Below are 15,845 nucleotides of genomic sequence, written 5' to 3'. Positions count from 1 at the left end.
CGCGGGCTGGCGTCGGGAGCGGTGGATGGGTTGACGGGCAGGACGACGTAACGTCCGCTGTCGTAATCCTTCCCGCACTGGGCACGGCAAAGTACTCGTCATGTCAAGTCCTCCCCTACTCCCTGCAAACCGTTCTGCCTGCGATCCGCAACCTTCTGCATCGTCGGGATCGCCAGCGCCAGAATATCCGTCGGCCCGGCCGAAGCGCGTATTGTATGCTGTTCAGGCCGGTCGATATGCTGCTTATTGGCGGCGTGTAGTATGATCTGTCCGGTATATGTTGCTCCCAAGTTCGAGCTTTTCTCCGACCGAGGCAGCCAATACTGGCATACGCCGGAAGCTGGGGGCAAGGTGGACAAGCATTACTTGACGCAAATCCGGCAGGCCATGAAGCGCCTCGGAATCGGCAAGTTGGCTGACTATGATCAGGCCGGCAATGTCATGCCGCTGAATTTGAAGGCGGCTGCGTAGGTCCACCCCGGCAACTTTCACGGCAACCCCTTTCACCGACCTCGGCGAACTGCTCGACGACGTTGCACCGCGCTTCGTCGAACTGCGCCGCGGCACGGTGGTGCTGTGGCAACAGGGCCGCGAGGGCCGGCAGCAGCGTGGTGACCCTGCACCTGCCCGCCGGCGGACTGGGTGACGCCGTAATCTCAGGGACAGTGACCGTCGTTGCCGATCAACGCAGCGGAGACGCCGTCCTTCGCGCGGTACGACCAAGGCATCGCGGCGACATGACCCATTGTCCGCGCGGTGGCGATGAAGGTGCACAGTGCCGCCGGTGGCGCTGCGAACTCGCCGATGAAGCCGACGCGGCCGGCCGCCGGTGCCGGCAGTGTGGATCCCTCGTCGATCTGCCCCGGCCCAGCCCACCAGTGAAACTGGTCGATGTCGACGAGATCCCGCCACAGCCCCACCCACCGCGGGCTCGCCGAGCCCACCGTCAGCAGCTGCCGGCCACCGGCGGCGTGCAGAACCTCGGCGACTTTGCCGATGAACGAGCGCATAGTCGCGCGGCTGACTACCCCGCCGGTGCGGATCTCCGCCGGGCGCTTGCCGGCAGGTATCGTGATATCCGTGAGCAGCCATTCGGGCTCGTTGATCACGTCGTAGGCCAGGATCACGGGTTCGTCGGCATAACGCTGGAATAGAGGACGCAATGCGTTGTCGAGCAGCGACCGCCGCAGCGTCGTGTCGGTGATCAGCGCGGCGCGGCCGAAGGTGCGCACGCCATCGACGACGACCGGCTCGGCACCAAGCAGGAAGTCGAACAGCGTCAGGATCAGGTACACGCCGCTGGTACGCGCGACGCGCACGAGTTCGTCGAGGTCGCGTAGGAAGCGATCGTCCAGACCCGAGACCGAACCGTCGGTGGCAAAGCGCACGCCGGCGCGCAGGTCGGCGAACAGCCAGTACCGGGCGACCATGGCCTTGCTCGCGATGTCGCGGAACTCGGTCTCGGTGCGCGTCAGCCCGCTCTCGAAGTCGAAGCCGATCGGCGGCACACCCGAGACGCCCACGTTGTCCAGGCACAGGCTGCCGCGGTACGCAAAATCTGTGGCGCCGGTGTTGACGCCGAGCTTGAAGCCGAAGGCGCGCACGTGTGCGGTATCGAACTGTGGCGTTGCGGCGGCCAACTCGTCGGTCGTGACGGACAGCGTGACCCAGCCGTCGGGTCCGCTGAGGTTGCGCCACGGCGTTTGGCTCCAGCGGAAGTGGCGATCCTGCGCGAACAGCATCAGGCCCGTCGGCGCGAACGACGGCCCGCGCGCTCCAGCGGGGACGAACACTTGCGCTTTTAGCGTCTGCCCGCGTAGGTCCAGTGTCGCTCCGGGCGGCTGCGTGGCCGCGTCCTCGACCGGAAACAAGACGATGGCGCTGTTGGCCGGGTTGCCTACCAGCGCGACGTCGACGCCCAGGCAGGCGGTACCGGTCGTCTGTCTCGCCGCGCGCAGCCGCAGCGCGGCGCCGTCGCTGCCGCGGGTTTCGTGGTGCCAGCCGGCAACGCCTTCGCTGGCCAACCCGACATAACCCCAGAGGTTGGCGCCGAAGTCGCGGCCATAGTTCTGCCACGGCACGTTCAGGCCGGTGAACGGGTGACCTGAGCGCAGCGCGTCCCAGGCCGGCGGAGGCGCCACGGGCGTGGCCGAGCGTAGCTCGAAGACGGAGTTGCCGACATGCTGTAGCGTTGCCGCGTAGGGCCGGTCGCCGGCCACGCGCACCAACGGCAAGCTTAGCCGCCCGCTGGCCGTGTCGTAGTCCGCCACCGCCGGGTCGCCGCCGAAGCCAGGGGTTGCCGCCACGAGGTCAAACTGCAGCGTCGCGGCCTGGAACCGCCGCCGCAGTTGCACGTCGACGAAGACCTCATTGCCGGCCCGCACCGACGGGATCGTCACCAGCCCGGTAACTGGGTTGTAACCGACCGCTTGTGCGCAGGCCGGTGTCGGAGAGAGCCCCGTCAGAACCAGTGCAAGGTGGTACAACGCGCGCAATGATTTCATCATCTTCTCTCCCCTCGGGCCGCTCGGTGGGTGCCTGTCGGTGCACTGGTGGGTGTAAAAAGGATGGAAATTCAAAGGTACCATGTACATGAAGCTCCATCAAGGAGTGTCAAGACAGAGCAGCAATTCTATACCAACAGCCGCCGATCGCTGCGGAGATGGACTTGCCGGGCGATCTCCAGCGAGGGGATCAGCGCGCGGTCCTTGATGTCGCCGGCCTTCCTGCCAGAGGCGATGAGCGCGTCATGCACACAGCGGCGCATGTCGGGACGCACCCTCACCTCGACGGCATCGAGTTGCGCGAGCAGACGCGCTTCGCGATAGCGAAAAGCCTGCGACAAGCCCTCTTCCAGTCGCCGCGCGAGTTCGGGATTCGGGTCGTCGGTGAGCAGACAATAGCGTGGCCGTCCCACCTCTGGCAGCCGCGGCAGGACGGTGCAAAAGGCGTCGGCGCGGGCGTTCTCGGCGAGTATGCGAGCAACGAACGCCTCGCCGATCTTTTCGCCGACGAGGTCGGAGACGGCATCGGCACGGCCAATGAATTCGAGGAGCGGGGTGTCGCGATGGCGCCCGCACACGCGCAGGCGATCGCCCAGCCGGTAGCGCAGCAGGCCACCCGCCTGCGTGACGAGCAGGGCGTACTCGGCGCCATCTTCGGCTTCTGCGAGCAGGTGCAGGCCACCTTGGCCATCTTCCAGTTCGAGAAACACCTCGTCGATCAGCGGCAGCGCGCCGCCCGCCTCGATGAGCGGTACGGTGATCGGCGCCTCGGTGGCGAGCAGGCCTTTCCCCTGCAGCAGGGCCTGCGGCAGGCAGCGCGCCAGTTGGCGTGCCGGCGCGGCGGCAGCCTCGGCGGTCCAGCAAGAAACGAGTTGTAAGGACGGCCACACCTCTTGCCACGACAGCCGGTCTGCCGACAGCAGTGCACGCCGCTCGGCCGGCAGCGTGGGCAACAGCCGTTCGCGATGGACCTCGAAGTGTTCCAGCAGAATCAGCAGGTAGCTCGGATTCCAGACCGACACGATCTCCAGATCATGCGCGGCGACCAGTGCGCACGCCAGGGCATCACGGAATGCTGCGGGATCGCGCAAGCGCGGTGGCGTCACGAGGAAACGCCCGAGCAGCGATTGCAATACACCTCCGAGATATTCGCGGTCATCCTGCAAGCCCGTTTCGCCGACCAGCGGCGGCGAAACGCTCAGGAACGTTCGTCCGGATCTGAGCCGCAGCACGTGCCTCAGCAAATCGTGCGTCCAAATCGCGAAAGTGCTGCGAAAGGCGCCGAGCAGCGCATCGTTGTAGGGAATGCGCTTGATCTCGCCGGAACTGCCCGAAGTCGGCTCGTAACAACGGATCCGCCCCGCTGCCAGGGCAGCGATCTGGCCGCTGCGCTGCGCAGCGATCCACGGCTCGATGGCGGCGTAGTCGATGATCGGCGCTTTTGTCCGGAAAGTGTCGGGGGTCTCGTCGGCGCGCAGGCTCAGCGAACTTGCGTAACCGGTGCTCACGACGGCACGCAGAATCCGCGCCAGCGTGCGCCGCTGCGTCGTCGCCACATCGTCGAGCGCCCGCGCAAAACGCCAGGCGCGCGGCGCACAATACGCCCGCAGTAGCGGCGTCACGAGCGTGCCGAACCGGCTCACGCGGTTTTCCGGATACGACGGCCGACGCCCACGTCGGTCCGGATCGGCAGCACCACGCCGCTTTCGATGAACACTCCCGGCCCGAGCCGCGCACCGGCGCCCAGGAACACGCCGTCGCCGATACGGATTCGCCGCACATAAAGCACGAGCCCCGCCTCTCGGCGCTTGATCAGGTGCGCGTAGCAGGCGACATGGTGCCCGAAGACGACGCCATTCCCGACCTCCAGCAGGCCGCGGTCGCTGATCTCGACGAGCGGAGTCCAGTAGACACCGCAGCCGACGCGGCTGCCCCACAGCCGCAACCACGCGCTGTAGAGACCCGGAACCAGACGCAGTGCGGCTTCAAGCGCCGGCAAGGCGCTGTACATCACCTGACACTGATGCCCACCCCACCACGGTGCGTAGTCCGGCGTGTCGATGCGCGAGGGTCCCTCGACCAGTGGCCACAGGGCCTCGTGCAGTCGATAAGCGGCAACCGGCAGCAGGTACAGTACGCCGAGCAGCAGGAGCACGCTGCACAGACCCGGCGTGCTCGCCAGGTAGAGCACACACGCGCCCGACCCGGCGAGCCAGAGCAAGGGAAAGCAGGCAAAGAGGCGGGCCCGCAGCGTCATATGCAGAATTCAATCTCGTGTTCCACGGCAGGCAGAGCGCGCGGGTCGTCGCCGCGAGCGATGGCGTCGCGCAGCGAATCCACGAGCCGATGGATCAGGTCTGCCGGAGTATCGCGAAACTGGGCGCCGTAGCGACCGATGTTCTCCCCCTGCCGGGCGAGAATCTCGATGTCCTGGTCAATGATACGCTGGCCGTGGCGACGCACGAACGGCGCTACCAGCCTGTTCCAGGCGCCAAAACGATAGGTCAGGTCGGTGTACACCAGCGTCTCGCGATCATCGACCGGCACCGCCTGCGAGGTGATGATGAAGACGCGGGCGCCGATTTCATAGACCACGCTGGTCACGTTCGGCGCATGGAAACTGTCGGTGTGGCGAATCGCGTGCCCGCGCGGATTCAGGAACCAGCGATAACTGCCCAGGTTGTCGCTTTCGTTGCGATAGTCGACATGCACCGCAGCGTTCGATCGTCTGACCGTCGCTGCCAGCCGTTGGCCGCGCGTCGAGCGGAAGATGCCCTGATGCACGAAAGCCGTGTGCGGCACATCGATGAAGTTCTCGACGCAGTTGGCGACACTATTGGCAAACCGGTTCTGCAAGCGCAGGGTCAGCCAGCCGGCCTCACCGTAGTGCGGTATCGGGAACGGGACGATCCCGGCGGCGGCGTCGCGCTTGACTCGCACGTAAACGAAACCGTCCTGCTCGATCACCGGATAAGGCGGCGAACAGTGCGCCGGCCGATCGCTGCCGGCCAGCGAAGGAATGTCCACCACCCTCCCCGCGCCATCGTAGCGCCAGCCGTGGTACGGGCAAGACAGCAAACCATTGTGCAGCACCCCCGCCGACAGCGGCGCATGGCGATGCAGACAGCGGTCGCGCAGCACCGTCGGTGCGCCGTCCATCCCACGGAAACACACCAGCCACTCGTCGAGCACGCGCCGTGCAAGCGCTCGAACCGGAGTCAATTCACGCGACTCCGCTACGATGTACCAGTAGTCGTCAAAGGGCATCGCAACAGTCTACCAGAGAGATCGCAATACGATGCGCGGCAAGACCGATACCGGTAAGCTTGCGGGAATAGCCATTTCGCCAGTACGCTTGGTGGACTGAAAATCGACGGCAAGACAGCCATTCCATGAACCAACGTACGCCACCGGGAGCCACCGCTTTCGCTCTGATGATCCTGCTCTGCGCCACCTGGGGTTTTCAGCAGGTGACCATCAAGATTGCCGGCCAGGGCGTCAGCCCGCTTCTGCAGTCCGGCCTGCGCTCGGCGATCGCCTTGCTGCTGCTGATCCTCTGGGCACGCTGGCGCGGCCTGGCGCTCTCCCAGGCCGACGGCACCCTGCGCGCCGGCTTGCTCGCCGGTTCCCTGTTTGCCCTCGAATTCGCCTTCATCTACCTCGGGCTCTCGTATACCACTGCGTCGCGGATGATCGTCGCTCTCTACACCGCACCCTGCTTCACGGTGCTCGGCCTGCATTGCTTCGTTCCGGGAGAAGAGATGCGTCGGCGACACCTCCTGGGTGTCGTCCTTGCTTTCGCCGGCATCGTTCTTGGCTTCGCCGATGCGAGCGGCTCCAGGCCGGACGCCTGGATCGGCGATCTCCTGGGTCTGCTGGCGGCGCTTGGCTGGGCGACGACGACGGTACTGATTCGCGCCAGCGGACTGGCGAGGATCAGCGCCACCAAGGTGCTTTTCTATCAGCTCGCGGTGTCGGCCGCCTGTTTGCTGCCGCTCTCCCTGTTGATCGGCGAGACCGGTATCACCCACCTGAGCGCGCCGGTTCTCCTGGCTCTGGCCTACCAGGGCGTGATCGTCGCTTTCGCCAGTTATCTCGTCTGGTTCTGGCTGCTGACCCGCTACCTCACCACAAGACTGTCGGTGTTCTCCTTCCTGACCCCGCTGTTTGGCGTCTCTTTCGGCGTTCTCCTGCTCGGCGACCGCCTGACGACGAGCTTCGCCGCCGCAGCGGCTTGTGTCAGCGCCGGCATCGTGCTGGTCAATCTGCCGGCCCGGCGGCAGGCAGCACGCAAGAAAGATTCGGCATGAGCACGATCTGGCCGCAACGCGGGCAGTACTGCCGCATTGTTGCCATTCAGCGCTATCGGAAGTCATTTATCCACCAGGGATTTCGTCGGCAGAGTGACAGGAGTTCACTACCTCAATCTGCTGGCCCGACAGCAAGCAGCATGCCGCAAATTTCGCTGCGCGGTCCCTCCGATCCGATCCGCCCGCAGCCCGGCGTGAACACGGTCAGGCCGGCGGCTCAGTCGACGGAAGCCGTTCTTCCGGCCACAATCAGCTCAACATCCTTCCAGGCGCAGGTAGGTCTGGGGGGAAAGCCCGTAGCGCACCGGGTAGGTGCCAGTGCAGCGCAGCCCCACGGCGTCCAGGTCCTGTTCCAACACCCGGAACCAGATCGGCACACGATCGGTAGGGGTGCGGGACTTGAACCGGTTCTTCAGGTGGAAACGCAGGGCCGAGAGCGCAAGGTTGGAGAAGTAGGAGATCACGACGATGCCGCGTGAGACCCGCTTGCACTCACGCAGCGCCTGCTGGCGCAGGCCGGGGGTCGGGTAATGGTGGAGCAGGCGGTTGCAGATCACCGCATCGAACTCGCCGTCGGCGAAGTTCATCTGCATCACGTCTTGCTGCATGAAACGCATGTGCTCCAGCAGATCCGGCTGATTGCTGGCCTCCAGGTAGGCGGCCCTGGCAGTGTCCACCATGTGACTGGAGTAGTCCGCAGCGGTCACCCGGTAGCCGCGCTTTTCCAGCAGGGGTTCCAGCCGCCCGCTGCCGCAGGGAAGGTCCAGCACCGCGGCGCCGGAGGGGATGGTGGCCAGGGCCTTTTCGATGCACTGCCACTCGCGCCGGTTGCGGGCAGTGGAGACGTTCTTGCGCGCCCGGTACTCGCTGGCCACCTCGGCGCGGTCGAAGCGCGCGCAGGTATCCAGGTAATACGCCTGTTCCTGGACGTGTTCGCCGGGTTCGCATTCCTTGATGGCGGGTTTCGCCGCCGGGCTGCTGGATCCGGAAAGGGGTCCGTGTTCAACGGGCGTCACGGCGTCTCCTCCTTGACCGATTTCTTGCGGCAAACCAGCTCCGCTTTCGGCTGGAACGGCCAGAACGCAAAATAGACTTTATCCAGCATCAGGCCGGCGGCATCCAGCAGGGGCAAGAGATGATCACGCGGCAGCGTTTGCCGGCGCGAACTGCGGCGGCGGTTGAACGGCGTGTCCAGCCAGGCATACACAAGCACACCGATTCTGGCGACTCGCGCCAAGCTCTTCAGCAGACGAACGCGATCCTCGTCCACAGAAAAATGGTGCAATAGTCGATGGCACACGACCCAATCAAACTCGCCATCGGCAAACGGTAGATCAAAGGCATCTCCTTGATGGCCGATACGCTCCGGATGTCCTTGGCGATAGACCGCCAGCATCGCTTCTGAACTGTCCAGTCCGACCACCTGGCTGAACTTGGCGCGCAACAGTCCGTCGATACGACCAGTTCCGCACGGACAGTCGAGCACACGATTGCCGCTGGCATGGTTCAATGCATGCTCGACGGCACAGGCCTCCAGCCAATGGGAAAAGCGGCGGACGCCTTTGGGCTTAATGATTTTGGCGTTGTATTTCTCGGCATTATCGAGTAGCCGATAACGTTCCGGCTGTTGCTCTGGATCCACTTGGCTCATCTGGCTGCCTCCGGCGTGTAATGCCTTGTCACCGCCCCGGCAGAGAACCGAGTAAACATATCATGATAGCAATGGTGCCTTAAGGAAGCCTTAAAGCGCGTTAAAAAAACCTAACATCTTGTTTATATTAATGATCCACCGGCAGAGCCGGAGGATTTCCGCCGCTCTCCCCTCAAATGGGCCTATTCGCGACGGGCAAACTATGGCTGCAATCTCTTCCTTTTTCCCATCATCGACCGACTGCTTGGCATACCGGGGCGACCATCTATGTCGTGGCTCAGCAGGTTCTCGATGCTCAAAATTTGCCGTGATCTTTACCCCACCAACTGGCTGCGCTTGCGCATCAGATCTCGCACACCACGCGCTTCCTTCGAACAAATGTACCCTACCGGCAGGATGCCCAAACGCAACAAGTGCGCCAGCCAACGGACATCGTCCACATCCTCCTTATGCTTCAGGCCAAAATTCACGTTTGATCACGCCTGATGGGAAACCTATACTCCCGCCGGTAGCGTCGAATTGCCTCTCCTGTTCCTTTCCTTGCTCCGGACCCTTGCTGCCCGGAGTGGGCGGTCGACTTCCGGCCAGCCATGAAAATTCATCAACTCCCGATCAATGAAGCCCTCGCCAGTGTGCGCAGTACGCCGCAGGGACTGGCGTCGGCCGACGCGGCGGCGCGGCTGCTGGAATACGGCACCAACCGGGTCGAGCCGCTGGCACGGGAACACTGGGCGCTACGCCTGCTGAAGGAGTTCACCCACCTCTTTTCGGTGATCCTGTGGGTAGCCGCGGCGCTTGCCTTTCTGGCCGACTGGTACGACCCGGGCCAGGGAATGGCCCGGGTCGGGGTGGCGGTGATCGTCGTGATCCTGCTCTCCGGCCTGTTCTCGTTCTGGCAGGAAGCGCGCGTCGAGCGTACCCTCGCCGCCTTGCAGGGCCTGTTGCCCAGCCAGATCGAACTGCTCCGCGACGGAGCCGTGCTGACGGTAGCCGCCGAAGCACTGGTGCCAGGCGACGTGATCCTCCTCGCCCAGGGTGACAATGTGCCGGCGGATTGCCGGTTGATCGAAGCCTTCGGGCTGCGCATCAACCGCGCCACGGTGACCGGTGAATCCCTTCCGCGTAGCTGCGACGCGGCTCCCTGCAGCGAAGAGCAGGCTTTCGACGCACGCAATATCCTCCTCGCCGGGACCTCGGTGGTGGCGGGACAGGGACGAGCGGTGGTCTTTGCCACCGGCGCGCATACCGAATTCGGGCGCATTGCCCACCTCACCCAGTCTGGCGGCAGCGAGGACTCGCCGCTGCGCCGGGAAATCGCCCACCTGAGCCGGCGCATCGCCTATCTGGCTCTGGGCATCGGCACCTTCTTCTTCGTTCTCGGCAGCGTGGTCGGGGTGCCTTTCTGGCGCGACCTGATCCTGACCCTCGGCATCATTGTCGCCCTGGTGCCCGAAGGCCTGTTGCCGACCCTCACTCTTTCGCTGGTCCTCGCCGCCCAGCGCATGGCCCACCGCAACGTACTGATCCGCCACCTGCCGTCGGTGGAAACCCTTGGCTCGGTAACGGTGATTTGTACCGACAAGACCGGCACCCTCACCGAGAACCGCATAAGCGTTCTGCCGTTGTGCGAATCCATCGTACTGGCGGGCGGCGTGCAGCCGCTCGACGCCGAGACGCGCAGCACCATCCTGCGTGCCCAGGAAGAAATGGCCGCCGGAGGACTGCGGGTCATCGCCCTGGCCAGCCGCCACCTGCCGCCCGACTGCCCGCGCGACGCAGAGGAACAGGCACTGTCCTTCTGTGGCCTGGCCGGCATTGAAGACCCACCCCGCGCCGACGTGGAAGCCGCGATCGCCACCTGCCACGGCGCAGGCATCCAGGTCATCATGGTCACCGGCGACCACCCCGGTACGGCGATCGCCATCGCCCGGCAGATCGGACTCGTGCGCGGCAAGGAAGTGCAGGTAATCACCGGCGACCAGTTGCGCAAGCTCGCCCCCGCTCAGCTCCAGCTCGCGCTCGATGCATCGGAAATCCTCTTTGCCCGGGTCGCCGCCGACCAGAAAATGCGCATCGTCGACGCCCTCAAGGCCAAGGGCCATATCGTTGCGGTAACCGGCGACGGGGTGAACGATGCCCCTGCCCTGCGCACCGCGCACATCGGCATCGCCATGGGAATCACCGGCACCGATGTGGCCAAGGAAGCTGCCGACATGGTGCTGCTCGACGACCATTTCGCCAGCATCGTCAGCGCCATCGAGGAGGGCCGCGCGGTGTTCCAGAACATCCGCAAATTCCTCACCTATGTGCTGGTGCACAACGTCGCCGAGCTGATGGTCTTGATCTGGCCGCCAACGATCTCCTGTACCGGCAGGCGACCACCGCCTGCCTGTCGGCGATCGTCCTGCTGCAGATCGTCAATGTATTCCTGTGCCGCAGCGCGCTGCGCTCGGTCTGCGCTACCGGCATTACCGGCAACCGCCTGATCCTGTGGGGCGTGGCACTCGAGGTGGCGCTCATCCTGTTGATCGACTACACGCCGCTCGGCAACGAACTGCTCGGCACCGCTCCGATTCCGCTGGAAGTGTGGCTCTTCCTGCTGCCCTGGGCGGCGGGCATGATCCTGCTCGAGGAAATGCGGAAATACTGCGCCCGCCGCCGGCTGGCTCGGGCCGGACCGGAAAAGACGAGATGACCCGCCTCCGCCACATTCTGAAGCGCTGACCAGGCAAAGTGTGTGTCTCCCGCTCAAGATTGCACTCAGAACAAGTAGAATTGCAGATTGTGAATCTGCCGCGTCCAGGGCATGTTCGCCGAAGCATTCCGAATCAATGAGGAAGCAAATGAAACTGGCAACGACTTCGCACTACCGATTACTGATCACTGCCGTCATCGTCACCCTGACCGCCGCCTGCAACAAGACCGCGCCTGAACAAGCGACTTCGGCGCAGCCGCCACAGGCAGCCGCGCCCGATGGCAGGAAGGCCGCTGTCGCCGGGCTTTCGCTCGTCGAGGCAAAAATTACCCGGAACAGCGAGGGAAAACTGGTAATCCAGGGCCAGGTCAATAATACGTCGAGCAAGACCATTGGCCACGCCGAAGCCGAATTCAAGCTCTTCGACAAGAACGGCGTCGCAATCGGCTCGGTCACTCCGGCAGTCGATACGCTGCAGGCAGGTTTTTCCTGGAACTTTGAAACCGCGATCGAGCAGAAGGACGCGGTCAGCGCGACGCTGGTCGGATTTACCGGCAGTTAGCCTCTGAACAAGGCGCACAATCCTCTAATACCCTCTGCCGGAAACGCCTGCGCCCCGGTTGAAGGGAACGAACTGCACCTCCACCACCATCTGGCTCTTGACCGCGCGGCCATGGTGCATGCCCGGCGAAAAGCGGGCCGGCGCGAATGCCGTCAGAGCCGCTTCTTCAAAAAATCCGCTCGGCAGCGCACGCACGACGAAAAGTTCATCCACTTCGCCGCTGGCGCTGATGAACAGCCGCAATACGACCGTTCCCTGTTGATTCCCGGCGGACTCCGGATAGTCGGGCTGAATGTCCGACAAGGGCATCGGTGGTACATCGAGCAGGCCGGCCAGCGCATAGCTTGCATGCCGGGCGAGACGAGCGCTTTCCTCGGCGGAGGACGTAGGCCCGGCAGTTGCAGCCGGAAGCGCCGCAGGCGAAACCGCTTCCCCCGGTGCGGGAGATTCCGGTGAACCGGATGATCTCGCTGCAACCTGGCGATCAGGAGCATGCGTCTCCTTTTGCGCATCCTGCGGTCGACTCGTCGCCACACCGGCAGGCGATTCCTGAATCTGCGGTGCAGATTCAAAACGATCGGCTTCACCCCGACCCGCTGGCGCGGAAACGCTTGCTCGACGGTTCTCCGCCAAACTCACCATCAGAAAAGCCGGTGCCGAACGAGCGGCAGAGGAGAGGAGCGGGCCAGCCCCGTTCGAGTGCTCGGCGCCGCCGCCGGTAAACAGCATCAGCATGGCGTGCAGAACGAACGAACAAGCCACCGCCACCCTCAGATGACGGTTCTCTGGCGCCCGGTTTCCCGAACGCCAGCACCCGCTCCATAATGAATCCATAGAACGCCTGCCAATCAACCGAGTGCCCAAGTGCCCTAATTCATCACCTCACGCCAACTCACCCGTTTGCCTGCCGGAGGCGGCACCAGCACCGGAAGCTCCACGACCTGCGGCGGTTTGTCACCGGATCCGATCACATTCACCACGATCCGCCCATCCGTCAGACGCACGAAGTTGAGACCCACGGCCAGGGTTTCGTTCAAACGTCTGGAGACCGCCGCATCCGGTGAGGTGGCCACCGCCAGACCGGTACGGAAATCCACGAAGTTCAGCCAACTGTAGCCGCCGATGCTGCACGCGGAATTGCTCGGTACGTTGCTGGCGAAGGTGAGGGTACCCAGTTGCAGCTTCGGATCGATATTGACCCGCTCGCCGGAGTCGGGCAAATCGAACACCCAGCCATTGGTGCCCGTGCAACTTGCGACACTGCAGGCCATGGTCCGGTACAGGCCGGATTGCGTCATTTGCAGCGGATTCAAGGCAGCGCGCAAGTCGGCATAGGCCGGGGTTCCTGCCAGCGGGTCCTTGAAGCCATACGCCGACTGGGTATGAAGGTCAGGCAGGTCGCCGAGTCCCAGCAAACGCCCGGTACCGATGAAGACCCACGGCTTTCCTTCGAGTTCAGCCAGTTCGGGACGCGTCGTGATCGGCTGCGGATTCCCCCCCGAGTCCTTCGCGGTCCCCAGCAGCGTAGCCTCCAGACCATCGGGATCGAGATTGTCATTGACGTCGAAACGCCAGACATTGCCCAGCATATCCACCCCGTACACCCGCAGCGAAGTGTTGTTGAGCAGCGTGTTATCCACAAAATTATTGATCTGGTTGAGTCCGCTTGGCGTCGTGGCATCGCCGACACCGGTGGCGATCTTGGAGATCAACTTGCCGGTGGCGGCATTGAGCACGTACAGATAACCGTCGCCATCGCCGGCCTTGGCGGGGCTGTTGACATTGTTCAGGCCGGAGGTCACGAAGACCACCCAGGTGCCATTCTGGAGCTTCGAGATGATCGGGCGGCCGAAGGTGTAGCCGAGATGGCAGTCGGACCCTACCCCGGCAGTCACGCCATCCCAGCAGGCATCGCTCCAGCCGAACTCCCACAAGGCTTTCGGAACTGCCGGATCGGTCACGTCCAGGGCGTAATAACCCTTGCCGCCCTTGTTGAGTCCGCCGACCAGAATCGTTTTCCAGGCGGAACTTGCATAGATGTCCCCCACCGTTGGCGAACCATCGACGTAGAACTGGTGAGTATTGGCGTAGTTGTTGTCCGCCAGCTTGAAGAGATTGGGCAGAACCAGTCTCGGAATGAATGCCCAGGCCTCCTCTCCGGTCGCCGCGATGAAGGCATGCAGCATGCCATCGTTGGCGCCGACATAGAGCATCGGCGTACGCCCGGCATGGTCGCTCTTGAATGTTGCATAGCCGCTATCCGCGTAGGAGGCGAATGGCCCCTTGACGAAAGCCGGCTGGGAGTTCACGAAGTCACCCAGAACATGGGTGCGGGCGCGGTAGAGTTTCGTCAGATCATTGGTCGTGAATAGTGCAGTCCCCTCGAGGGTGTGCTGACCACGCAGATAATTCACCAGATTCGCGCCGGCAGCGGCTGTCCGCTGGTCGACCGTGGCGCCGCTGCCGTCCGACATGCTCGGATACTGGCTCAATTGCGCCACGTTTGCCGATCCGAAGTAGGCCTGCTCTTCGGCAAGCAGTCCGGTCATGGGATCGCCGGTCGGCTGGCTGGAGGCATCACAGGTCTGCGTATTCCAGGTGAAGTTGGCAAGATTGTTGCTCGCTCCGGAGCGGAACAGATAGATGGCCCGCCTGTCGCAAGCCGAGCCGACCTTGGCATCCAGCAAGGGCTGCGATCGCCACTCAGTGCTCGTGCTCATGACCCCGGTAGCCGGGTTGATCTGATAGGCTGCCAGATCGCCCACCCACTCCTGCGAGATGTAGCTGGCGCGGTAAGCGGCGTTGTCGCCGGCCACCGGCGACATGGTCGAGGTGGCTGCCGCCGAGCCGGCGCCAAGCATCGACTGGATGCCTGCCAACGCCTGTTGGAGGCCGCTGACCACCGAGTTCGGGTCGTCGGCGCTGAAATACAGCCCGCGGCCGTTGACCGCGGTATGCCAGAAATCGTCGATCGACCTCGGGTCGCTGTAACGGGTGGCATCGGAGTAATCAAGGGTCGGATCGGGCCACACCGGCCAGGACTTCGGTGTGCAGTTCGGGAAGCTCGGATCGGTCGCCGTACAGGTGTTGTTGCAACCTCCGCTCAAGGGATTGCAGCGGATGCGTGCGAAGTCCCCCACCGGATCACTCTTGTAGGTCGGGCTGTAATTCAGGGTGCCGGAGACGCCGAGTGCCAGAGTGAAGGTCGTCATGTGCTGGTGAGTGGCACGATCCCCCTCGGCTCCGGTACTTTCCTTGACGCGTACATCGTTGGTCAGCTCCGGTCGCAGGTCGGTGACGTAGTAGTACTGCGCGACGTCAGCCAGCGAATTGCTGCTGCCTCCGGTAATGCTCGAATCGACGACGCATGGCCATTCGCTGCAGGGACTCGGCGGTGGGGCGTCGCTGATGCTCGAACGTCCGGAGTCCGGCACGGGACCGAGGGGGGCCGTCAGTGTCGAGGCATCGGGGTGGCAGACGCCGTCGACATCGACGTAAGCCGGATCATCGCTGGTCGTCGATCGGCCGATTTCGAAGCCGGTGACTCCTCCGTTAAAGAGGGTCGTGGTCACCTCCGTCTGAATGCGCTTTTGCAGCTTGTGGCCAGGTAGATATGCGCAATTGATGGTTTCGTAAGCCGGTGCAATGGGCAAGGCCGGGGTACAGGACGCCACTTCGGTCGGACCGGTTTCGATCAGCGAACAGGTTTGCTCCACCCAGTTGTTGTCCAGACTTGCCGTCGCAGGCGTACACGAGGCCACCGGGGTTGGTCCGGTGGTCGCGGTCGAGCAGGTCGTCGTCATATAACTGTTGCCGGCACTGGCGGTCACCGGCGTACAGGTGGACACGGCGCTTGGCCCGGTGGTCGAGGTAGTACAGGTGGTGGTGGTATACCCATTACCTGCGGAGGGCGAGATCGGTGTACAGGTGGCTACCCCGCTTGGCCCGGTGGTCACGGTATTGCAGGTCGTTGCCGTATAGTTGTTGCCGGCAGCCGCCGCAGCCGGCGTACAAGTGGCCACAGGGCTTGGTCCGGTAGCCACGGTGTTGCAGGTCGTTGCCGTATAGCTGTTGCCGGCGGCAGCCGCCGCAGGCGTACACGAAGCGACAGGGCTTGGCCCGG

14 protein-coding genes are annotated in these 15,845 nt (G+C 63.8%); 5 read left to right on the top strand and 9 right to left on the bottom strand.

Features of this window, described 5'->3' with window-relative positions; genetic code table 11:
• Positions 1–261: 261 nt before the first annotated feature.
• Positions 262–471: a hypothetical protein gene (locus E4Q08_RS04650; protein WP_169069530.1), complete on the top strand. Its 210-nt coding sequence runs from the start codon at positions 262–264 to the stop codon at positions 469–471.
• 185 nt (positions 472–656) lie between these two features.
• Here E4Q08_RS04650 and E4Q08_RS04645 read toward each other — a convergent pair whose 3' ends face one another.
• From E4Q08_RS04645 to E4Q08_RS04630, 4 genes are all read right to left on the bottom strand, one after another.
• Positions 657–2,507 (bottom strand): hypothetical protein, encoded by a 1,851-nt coding sequence (locus E4Q08_RS04645; RefSeq protein WP_169069529.1) that lies wholly within the window; start codon positions 2,505–2,507, stop codon positions 657–659.
• Between the two features lie 125 nt (positions 2,508–2,632).
• Positions 2,633–4,147, bottom strand: a complete 1,515-nt coding sequence (locus E4Q08_RS04640; protein WP_169069528.1) for a GH3 family acyl-acid amido synthetase — start codon at positions 4,145–4,147, stop codon at positions 2,633–2,635.
• Positions 4,144–4,761 (bottom strand): acyltransferase, encoded by a 618-nt coding sequence (locus E4Q08_RS04635; RefSeq protein ID WP_169069527.1) that lies wholly within the window; start codon positions 4,759–4,761, stop codon positions 4,144–4,146. The genes E4Q08_RS04640 and E4Q08_RS04635 overlap by 4 nt, the downstream gene beginning before the upstream one ends.
• On the bottom strand, positions 4,758–5,771 hold the full coding sequence (locus E4Q08_RS04630) for a Rieske 2Fe-2S domain-containing protein (protein WP_169069526.1): 1,014 nt from the start codon (positions 5,769–5,771) through the stop codon (positions 4,758–4,760). The genes E4Q08_RS04635 and E4Q08_RS04630 overlap by 4 nt, the downstream gene beginning before the upstream one ends.
• 125 nt (positions 5,772–5,896) lie before the next feature.
• On the opposite strand from E4Q08_RS04630, the gene E4Q08_RS04625 reads away from it, so the two are divergent.
• Positions 5,897–6,814 carry a DMT family transporter gene (locus E4Q08_RS04625; RefSeq protein WP_169069525.1) on the top strand — a complete coding sequence of 306 codons (918 nt, stop codon included), beginning with the start codon at positions 5,897–5,899 and terminating at the stop codon, positions 6,812–6,814.
• Between the two features lie 254 nt (positions 6,815–7,068).
• Here E4Q08_RS04625 and E4Q08_RS04620 read toward each other — a convergent pair whose 3' ends face one another.
• Positions 7,069–7,830, bottom strand: coding sequence for a class I SAM-dependent methyltransferase (locus E4Q08_RS04620; protein ID WP_169069524.1), 762 nt, complete (start codon positions 7,828–7,830; stop codon positions 7,069–7,071).
• Complete coding sequence (locus tag E4Q08_RS04615; protein ID WP_169069523.1) at positions 7,827–8,465, bottom strand: class I SAM-dependent methyltransferase; 639 nt, start codon at positions 8,463–8,465, stop codon at positions 7,827–7,829. The genes E4Q08_RS04620 and E4Q08_RS04615 overlap by 4 nt, the downstream gene beginning before the upstream one ends.
• Before the next feature lie 590 nt (positions 8,466–9,055).
• On the opposite strand from E4Q08_RS04615, the gene E4Q08_RS04610 reads away from it, so the two are divergent.
• The 3 genes from E4Q08_RS04610 to E4Q08_RS04605 all read left to right on the top strand — a co-directional run bounded on the left by E4Q08_RS04610 (position 9,056) and on the right by E4Q08_RS04605 (position 11,722).
• Complete coding sequence (locus tag E4Q08_RS04610) at positions 9,056–10,951, top strand: cation-translocating P-type ATPase (protein ID WP_308240059.1); 1,896 nt, start codon at positions 9,056–9,058, stop codon at positions 10,949–10,951.
• Positions 10,855–11,160, top strand: coding sequence for a cation transporting ATPase C-terminal domain-containing protein (locus E4Q08_RS25625; RefSeq protein WP_308240065.1), 306 nt, complete (start codon positions 10,855–10,857; stop codon positions 11,158–11,160). The genes E4Q08_RS04610 and E4Q08_RS25625 overlap by 97 nt, the downstream gene beginning before the upstream one ends.
• 148 nt (positions 11,161–11,308) lie before the next feature.
• Positions 11,309–11,722 (top strand): FxLYD domain-containing protein, encoded by a 414-nt coding sequence (locus tag E4Q08_RS04605; protein ID WP_034910952.1) that lies wholly within the window; start codon positions 11,309–11,311, stop codon positions 11,720–11,722.
• Positions 11,723–11,746: 24 nt separating this feature from the next.
• On the opposite strand, the gene E4Q08_RS25620 is transcribed toward E4Q08_RS04605, so the two are convergent.
• From E4Q08_RS25620 to E4Q08_RS24025, 3 genes are all read right to left on the bottom strand, one after another.
• Positions 11,747–12,484, bottom strand: a complete 738-nt coding sequence (locus tag E4Q08_RS25620; protein WP_169069522.1) for an energy transducer TonB — start codon at positions 12,482–12,484, stop codon at positions 11,747–11,749.
• Between the two features lie 107 nt (positions 12,485–12,591).
• Positions 12,592–15,570, bottom strand: a complete 2,979-nt coding sequence (locus E4Q08_RS25615) for a pilus assembly protein (protein WP_211203312.1) — start codon at positions 15,568–15,570, stop codon at positions 12,592–12,594.
• Positions 15,571–15,619: 49 nt separating this feature from the next.
• The coding region (locus E4Q08_RS24025) for a hypothetical protein (protein ID WP_211203311.1) at positions 15,620–15,845 on the bottom strand (226 nt) is incomplete at its 5' end.

Source organism: Candidatus Accumulibacter contiguus (genome assembly GCF_012940005.1).
Taxonomy (GTDB): Bacteria; Pseudomonadota; Gammaproteobacteria; order Burkholderiales; family Rhodocyclaceae; genus Accumulibacter; species Accumulibacter contiguus.
Note: the sequence above shows the minus strand (reverse complement) of the source record. Positions and strands in the feature narration are given on the sequence as shown.